Raw genomic sequence first — 7,060 nt, forward strand, 5'->3', positions numbered from 1 at the left:
CCACCATCCCCAGGCGATCCCCGCCGCCCACCGCCTCATCTGGCTACCCATCCTAGTGACGGGCATTCGTCAAGAACGGGTCTCGGCTGGGCGGGAGGAGCTACAGGTACGTTGGCGTACGGCTGGCCCGGTCGCGGAACATCCACCAGTTCCAGATCTGGGAGAGCGCCATCAGCGGCACCATGACCGCGGCGAAGCCCGCCAGAAGCCGCAGGGTGCCCGGCTCCGCCATCGCCTCCGCCAGCCGCAGGCCGGTGCCCGGAGCGCTGGAGGAGACCAGTACGAAGGGGTGCAGGCCGGCGCCGAGGGCGGCGACGGGCAGGGCGGCCGCGCACGAGGTCGCGGCGAAGGCACGGCCCGTACGGCCCGCGCGCAGCAGAGCCGCCCCGGCGAGGAGCGCGACCACCAGGGCCGCACCGGCCGCGAGGGCGGGCCAGGGGTTGACGAGGGCGTGCCGCGCCGAGGACAGGAAGCCGGTGACGAGGACGGCGGCCGCCGCCACGGCCGCCACGAGCAGGGCGCGACGGCCGGCCCTCGCCGCCCGCGCGCTGGGCTCGCCGCCGGTCCGCCACGCCAGGAAGGACGCCCCGTGCGCGAGGAACACCGCGGTGGTCGTGGCGCCGCACAGCAGCACGAAGGGATCGAGCAGATCGGCCGTTCCGAGCGAGAAGGCGTTCCGGGCGTCCAGCGGCACCCCGGCGAGGAGACGGCCGGTCACCAGCCCCCATCCCACGGCGGGCACCAGCCCGCCCAGGAAGATCAACCCATCCCAGAGCCGGCGCGCCGGGGCGCCCCGGTGGCGGCTGCGCAACTGTACGGCGGCGTTGCCGACGACGATCCCCGCCAGGATCGCCGCGAACAGGAAGTACATGCCGGAAAGCAGCCGCCCCTCCAGGAAGGGGAAGGCGCCGAACAGCACCCCGGCCGCGGCCACCAGCCAGACCTCGTTGCCGAGGAAGAACGGGCCGAAGGCGTTGAGCAGCGCCCGCCGCTCGCCGTCGTCACGGCCGAGCCAGGGGGTGAGCAACTGCACGCCGTAGTCGAAACCGGCCAGGACGAAGTAGCCGGCGAGCAGCAGCCCGAGCAGGGCCGGCCACACGAGTTCGAGAGTCACGAGGGCTCCTCATTCACAGGGCGAGCGACGCGGTGGGCCGCTCCGCCTGCCCGTCGCCGGGTGATCCGCCCAGGTCGGTGTCGGCCGGGCCGCGGCGGGCGTACCGGGCGATCAGCGCCCAGTCGGCGATCGCCAGAGCGAGGAACACCCCGCAGAACAGGACCAGGGACGCCGTCATCGAGCCGACGGGCGACCGTGCGGCGGCCGTCGTGAGCTCGCCGTACACCGCCCACGGCTGGCGCCCCACCTCGCGCAGCAGCCACCCGCCGAACGCGGCGACGAAAGGCAGGGGAACCGCGACCAGCATCAGGTACGCCGCCGGGCGGAACCGGAGGTACCAGTCCCGGTACAGCAGGACGAGGGCCACGACGACCAGCAGGAAGATCAGATACCCGACGCCCTGCATGACGTCGAAGGCGGTGGCGATCCAGGAGGGTGGCCGGTAGTCGCCCGCGCCGAACCGCTGCGCCAGTTGCGCCTGCACGTCCTCGACCCGCAGGGAGCCGACGTCGTCGATGTGGCCCCGCAACGTCGCCGCCTTCATCGGCTGGGTGTCCACGAGCGTCGGGATCTGCACGAAGCCGTAGTAGAGCGCGACGAACGCCGCGGGCGTGGCCGTGAACAGGCCGAGGCGCAGCGACGCGCGGAAGAACTCCCGCTCCGCCGTGCGCTTGAGGAAGTGGTAGGAGCTCACCCCGGCCACGAATACGCCGCCGGTCATCAGCGCGGCGGTGGCGGCGTGCACCAACGCGTTGATCGCGTTGGGGTTGGTGAGCATGGCGCCGAAGTCGGTGAGGTGGGCGACGCCGCCGCGCACCTCGTGCCCCACGGGGTGCTGCAGGAAGCCGTTGGCCACCATGATCCAGTACGCCGAGGCGTAGGCGGTGAGGGTGACCAGCCAGATCAGCGTGACGTGCACGGCCTTCGGCAGCCTCCCCCAGCCGAAGATCCACATGCCGAGGAAGGTGGACTCGGCGAAGAAGGCGACGATCGTCTCGAGTGCGAGCGGGGCGCCGAAGACGTTGCCCGCGTACTCGGCCAGCCCGCTCCAGGCGAGCCCGAACTGGAACTCCATCACCAGGCCGGTGACGGTGCCCAGCACGTAGTTCACGACGTAGATCTGGCCCCAGAACCGGGTCATGCGCTCCATGAGCGGTGCGCCGCCGAGGGCGTGCCGGGTGTGCATCACCGCGATCAGCGGGGCGAGGCCGAGGGTGAGCATCACGAACAGCCAGTGGAAACCGGCCGTCGTCGCGAACTGGAGGCGCGCCAGCGTCTCGTCCGTCATCGGCGGCCGCCCGTCACCCCGCGAGGAGAGGTCCGGAGCGCGTGGTGGAGCGACAAATCAGCCCTTTCCTCGCAAAGTCCGCAAGAGTGGACGGATCATATCCTCACAACCACGTCTCGCGGCAGGTGATCGGGGCCGCCGGCCCGATCAGGAGGATGTGGGGCTCGTCCCGGCGGAGCCGAACAGGATGCCGTCGAGCGTCATGGTGAGGTAGCGGCTCAGTTCGTCGGCGGACATGGCCGCGATGGGACCGTCCGCCAGGACGTACCGGCTGAACGTCACCCCGATGAGGTGCGCGCCGAGCAGGTCGACCCGCAGCGCGACGTCCGGGCCGGTGAGCACGGTGCGGTAGGCGGCGATGCTCTCCTCGCGCATGGCCCGCAGCAGTGCCTTGGCGGCTTCCTGATCGCCGGCGGCGCTGCGTACGAGGGCGATGAAGGGATCGGCGCTGTCGGCCGACTCCATGCGGGCGACGTAGGCGCGGGCGACCCGCTCGGCCAGTCCCTCGGCGTCCCCCCGGACGCTGTCGGCGAGGTCCCGCGTCCCCGGCACGGCGGCGAGGAACAGTTGCTCTTTGGACGAGAAGTGCATCACCACGAGCCCGTGGGTCACCCCGGCCCGCTGCGCGATCTCCCTGATGGTCGCCTTCGCGTACCCGCGCTCGGCGAAGACCGAGCGGGCCGCGGCGAGGATGGCGGCTCGTCGTGCCTCGGGGTCGCGCACCCGCTTCCTCCCGGGCGCCGGCTCCGCGGCGTTCGGCTGTGACGCGTCAGACACCATGCGGCTTACTGTACACGTGGACAGTAGCGGCGAGGCAGGCGTAGATTAATGACCAAATGGTCATTAGGGACCTTGCAAACCAGGAGTGATCGCGATGAACCTCGCCCCGCTTTCCCCCGACGACACCACCGTGGTCCTGGTCGACTACGCCGTCGGTTTCGCCAACCTGCTCCGCTCGCACGACCTGCGCGAGCACATCGCCAACGTCGTGGGCCTCGCCAAGACCGCCACGTTGTACGGCAGCGGCCTGGTCGTGACCAACGGCGAGGCGTCCAAACCCTCGGGCCCGCTCTATCCGGAACTGCTGGAGGTCATCGGCGACCGGCCGGTCATCGAGCGCACGACGGCGTTCAACTCCTTCCTCGACCCGGCCTTCGCCGAGGCCGTCCGTGCCACCGGCCGCCGCAGGCTGGTCATCGGCGGCATCGCCACCGACGGCTGCGTGCTGCAGACCGCGCTGGGCGCGTTGCGCGAGGGCTACGAGGCGTACGTCGTGGTGGACGCGACGGCGAGCCTCAGCAGGGAGGCGCACGACGCGGCGGTGCAGCGGATGACGATGTCCGGCGTCGTGCCGGTCACCTGGTGGTCGCTGGCCGCCGAGTTCCAGTTGGAGCCGCGCTTCGCCGACGCGCCGTACCGCACGCAGTTGATGGCCGAGTTCCAGCCGGCCATGACGATGGCGGGCCGCACGTTCTTCGCCGGTGTGCACCAGGGGCGGCTCGCGCCCACGACGGCCTGAACACGGCGTTCAGCGGCGGAGCCGGGTCACGGCGGCGTACAGGGCCAGGGAGAGGGCCGCCCAGGTCAGGGTGGCGATCGTGAGGGACAGCCACAGCGGCCAGAGGGTCACCGTGAGCGCCACGACGACGGCGAAGCCGATCAGGCCGAGGGTGCCGAAGGTCGCGCCCGCCACGTCCTGTCCGGCCTGGCGCACGCCCTCCTCCTTGGCGACGAGGGTGACGCTCGCCAGCAGGATCGCCGGGAACGCGAGGAAGAGCCCGCCCGCGCGCGGGCCGGCCAGCACGGACACCACCCCGGCGAGCGCCGACACTCCGATGCCGAACGCGAACCGGACCGCCCAGTCGCGCCGGGGTGGTCGCCTCAGCTCACTGAGCCGCAGCCGCACCTTCCGGCCGTCGCCGGGAGCCGGGCCGTCGTCACGACGGGCGCTCATGACGGGTGCACCGGTGGCGGGGAGAGTTCCGGAGCCGCCGGCCATGGGAGCGGAGCAGGGACCGCCGTGGTCCGGACGCTGAGCAGGCCCTGAGGCGCCAGCGCGTACCCGGCGGCCACGGCGGCGCCCCAGACGGCGAGCGCGGCCAAGGCCCCCCACCAGGCGCCCCACCTGCGCAGCAGGGGAACGGCGATCAGGCAGTAGAGGGTGAAACCGACCGCGCCGATCTGCATGCCCCGGGCCGAGGCGAGGACGTCGGGGACGCCCGCGATGCCCGCGGTGACGATGAGGCTGGCCAGGGCCACAGAAGGGGCGGCGCAGAACACCCCGGCGAGCCGTTTCGGCGTCAGCATCTCGGCCAGCGCCGCGAAGGCCAGCACGAAGACGCCTCCGGCCAGCGCCTTCAGGACGACCTCCACGATCTGGTCGGTCACCTCGCCCACGCCGCGTCCCCTCCCCGGAACCGACACAGATGTTCGGGGGGCGCCGCTCGCCGGTTGAACCGCGTTGATTTCCGGCGCGGGAACGCCCGAAACCCCCGGCGTGGGCCGCGTACAGAGCCCGTCAATACTCGGTTCGAACCCGTATGAAACCCGTCAAGAGCGGCCAAATGCCCCCGATCTCGGACTTTGCTTGTGCTGAGACGCCGTAGGCCTGCGGACGTAATCACAACCGAGGAGTGAGGATGGCGGACGTCATCTTCGTCGCTCTGACGATCGCGGTGTTCACGATTTTCGGGCTCGTCGTGAGGGCGGTGGAGCGCCTGTGAGCGTGATCAACGCCGTCGGTCTCGGCGTGGCCGCGGCGCTGCTGGTCTTCATGGTCGCGGCCCTGTTGTTCCCGGAGCGCTTCTGATGGGCGCGGCAGCGGCAGGGGCCGTGCTCGTGCTGTCCGTCGTCGCGGTGCTCGCCGTCGTCTACCTGCTGCTGGGCGACTACCTCTACCGGGTCTACACCGGCACCCGCCACAGCGCGGCCGAGCGCCTCGTCTACCGCCTGATCGGCGTGCGGCCGGACGCCGAGCAGCCCTGGGCGGTCTACGCACGCGCCCTGCTGGCCTTCTCCGCGGTCTCCGTACTCGTCGTGTACGGCATGCAGCGCCTGCAGGACAGGCTGGTCCTCGGTCTCGGACGGCCACCGGTCCCCGCCCACGTCGCCTGGAACACGGCCGTCAGCTTCGTGACGAACACCAACTGGCAGTCGTACCCGGGCGAGACCGTCATGGGCCACCTGGTGCAGATGGCCGGCCTGGCGGTGCAGAACTTCGTGTCGGCGGCGGTCGGCATGTCCGTGGCGATCGCCCTGGTGCGCGGCTTCGCCCGCAGGCAGGCCGACACCATCGGCAACTTCTGGGTGGACCTCGTGCGCGGCACGTTCCGGGTCCTGCTGCCGATCGCCTTCGTCGCCGCGCTGGTCCTGGTCGCGGGGGGCGTGGTGCAGAACTTCGCCGCACCGCACGAGGTGACGACGCTGACCGGCGGCACCCAGGCGATCACCGGGGGCCCGGTGGCGAGCCAGGAGGCCATCAAGGAACTCGGCACCAACGGCGGTGGCTTCTACAACGCCAACTCCGCCCATCCCTTCGAGAACCCGGCGGGATGGACGAACTGGCTGCAGATCGTGCTGCTCCTGGCGATCCCGGTCGCACTGCCGCGCACGTTCGGCCGCATGGTCGGCCAGGTGCGTCAGGGACACGCGATCCTCGCCGTCATGGCGGTGATCGCCCTGGTGAGCGTGCTGCTGACGAACGTCTTCGAGGCCTCGGGCGGCGCCACGGTCACCCGGGCCGCCGGGGCTGCACTGGAGGGCAAGGAGGTCCGCTTCGGCGTGCCCGGCTCCGCGACCTTCGCCGCCGCCACCACGCTGACCTCGACCGGCGCCGCCGGCTCCGCCCACGACTCCTTCACACCGCTCGGCGGCATGATGACGATGGTCAACATGATGCTGGGCGAGGTCGCGCCGGGCGGCGCCGGCTCCGGCCTGTACGGCATGCTCGTGCTGGCGATGATCACCGTCTTCGTTGCCGGTCTGATGGTGGGACGAACGCCGGAATACCTGGGCAAGAAGATCGGCTCGCGCGAGATCAAGCTGGCCTCGCTCTACTTCCTGGTCACCCCGGCCCTCGTGCTCGCCGGCACGGCCGCGGCGATGGGCAACCGGGCCGGTCTCGCGGCCATGCTGAACGGCGGCCCGCACGGGCTCTCGGAGATCCTCTACGCGTTCACCAGCGCGGCCAACAACAACGGCTCGGCGTTCGCCGGGATCTCCGCGGGCACGCCCTGGTGGTGCGTGGCGCTCGGCCTGTGCATGGCCTTCGGCCGGTTCCTGCCGATCGTCTTCATCCTCGCCCTGGCCGGGTCGCTGGCCAGGCAGGCGCCGGTGCCGGTCTCCGCCGGGACGCTGCCCACCCACCGCCCGCAGTTCGTCGGCATGGTGGCCGGCGTCACGGTCGTCCTCGTCGCCCTCACGTTCCTGCCGGCCCTCGCGCTCGCGCCGCTCGCGGAAGGACTCTCCTAGCCATGTCGACGTCATCACGGCGCACGAACGGCAGGATCGGCGGTGGTCTGCTCGATCCCCGGCAGCTCGTGAGGTCGTTGCCTGAGGCGTTGCGGAAGCTGAATCCGGTGACGTTGTGGCGCAATCCGGTGATGTTCGTGGTCGAGATCGGTGCGGCGTTCACCACTGTGCTCGCGGTCGTCGATCCG

At 71.3% G+C, this 7,060-nt stretch carries 9 protein-coding genes; 4 read left to right on the top strand and 5 right to left on the bottom strand.

The features are described 5' to 3' along the window. Nucleotides 1-100: 100 nt before the first annotated feature. The 3 genes from cydB to Msi02_RS37760 form a co-directional block, all read right to left on the bottom strand. Nucleotides 101-1,114 carry a cytochrome d ubiquinol oxidase subunit II gene (cydB, locus tag Msi02_RS37750; protein ID WP_204052569.1) on the bottom strand — a complete coding sequence of 338 codons (1,014 nt, stop codon included), beginning with the start codon at nt 1,112-1,114 and terminating at the stop codon, nt 101-103. A gap of 13 nt (nt 1,115-1,127) precedes the next feature. After that, complete coding sequence (locus Msi02_RS37755) at nt 1,128-2,402, bottom strand: cytochrome ubiquinol oxidase subunit I (protein ID WP_204052570.1); 1,275 nt, start codon at nt 2,400-2,402, stop codon at nt 1,128-1,130. A gap of 147 nt (nt 2,403-2,549) precedes the next feature. Beyond that, the gene (locus Msi02_RS37760; RefSeq protein WP_204052571.1) at nt 2,550-3,182 is read right to left on the bottom strand and encodes a TetR/AcrR family transcriptional regulator; all 633 of its coding nucleotides are present in this window, start codon (nt 3,180-3,182) and stop codon (nt 2,550-2,552) included. Nucleotides 3,183-3,276: 94 nt separating this feature from the next. On the opposite strand from Msi02_RS37760, the gene Msi02_RS37765 reads away from it, so the two are divergent. Further along, the gene (locus tag Msi02_RS37765) at nt 3,277-3,921 is read left to right on the top strand and encodes an isochorismatase family protein (RefSeq protein ID WP_204052572.1); all 645 of its coding nucleotides are present in this window, start codon (nt 3,277-3,279) and stop codon (nt 3,919-3,921) included. A 9-nt stretch (nt 3,922-3,930) separates the two neighbouring features. Here the strand turns inward: Msi02_RS37765 and Msi02_RS37770 are convergent, their stop codons facing one another. Next, on the bottom strand, nt 3,931-4,356 hold the full coding sequence (locus Msi02_RS37770) for a DUF3147 family protein (protein WP_204052573.1): 426 nt from the start codon (nt 4,354-4,356) through the stop codon (nt 3,931-3,933). Further along, entirely contained in the window at nt 4,353-4,799 is a 447-nt protein-coding gene (locus Msi02_RS37775; protein WP_204052574.1) for a hypothetical protein, read from the bottom strand. The genes Msi02_RS37770 and Msi02_RS37775 overlap by 4 nt, the downstream gene beginning before the upstream one ends. Before the next feature lie 322 nt (nt 4,800-5,121). Between Msi02_RS37775 and Msi02_RS37780 the strand changes: the two genes are divergently transcribed. The 3 genes from Msi02_RS37780 to Msi02_RS37790 all read left to right on the top strand — a co-directional run. After that, nucleotides 5,122-5,211 carry a potassium-transporting ATPase subunit F gene (locus Msi02_RS37780; RefSeq protein WP_051762707.1) on the top strand — a complete coding sequence of 30 codons (90 nt, stop codon included), beginning with the start codon at nt 5,122-5,124 and terminating at the stop codon, nt 5,209-5,211. Beyond that, complete coding sequence (gene kdpA / locus Msi02_RS37785; RefSeq protein WP_204052575.1) at nt 5,211-6,872, top strand: potassium-transporting ATPase subunit KdpA; 1,662 nt, start codon at nt 5,211-5,213, stop codon at nt 6,870-6,872. The genes Msi02_RS37780 and kdpA overlap by 1 nt, the downstream gene beginning before the upstream one ends. Nucleotides 6,873-6,874: 2 nt before the next feature. Continuing rightward, a partial coding sequence (locus Msi02_RS37790) for a hypothetical protein (protein ID WP_204052576.1) occupies nt 6,875-7,060 on the top strand: 186 nt, incomplete at its 3' end.

Origin of the sequence: Microbispora siamensis (assembly GCF_016863095.1) — a bacterium.
GTDB lineage: Bacteria > Actinomycetota > Actinomycetes > Streptosporangiales > Streptosporangiaceae > Microbispora > Microbispora siamensis.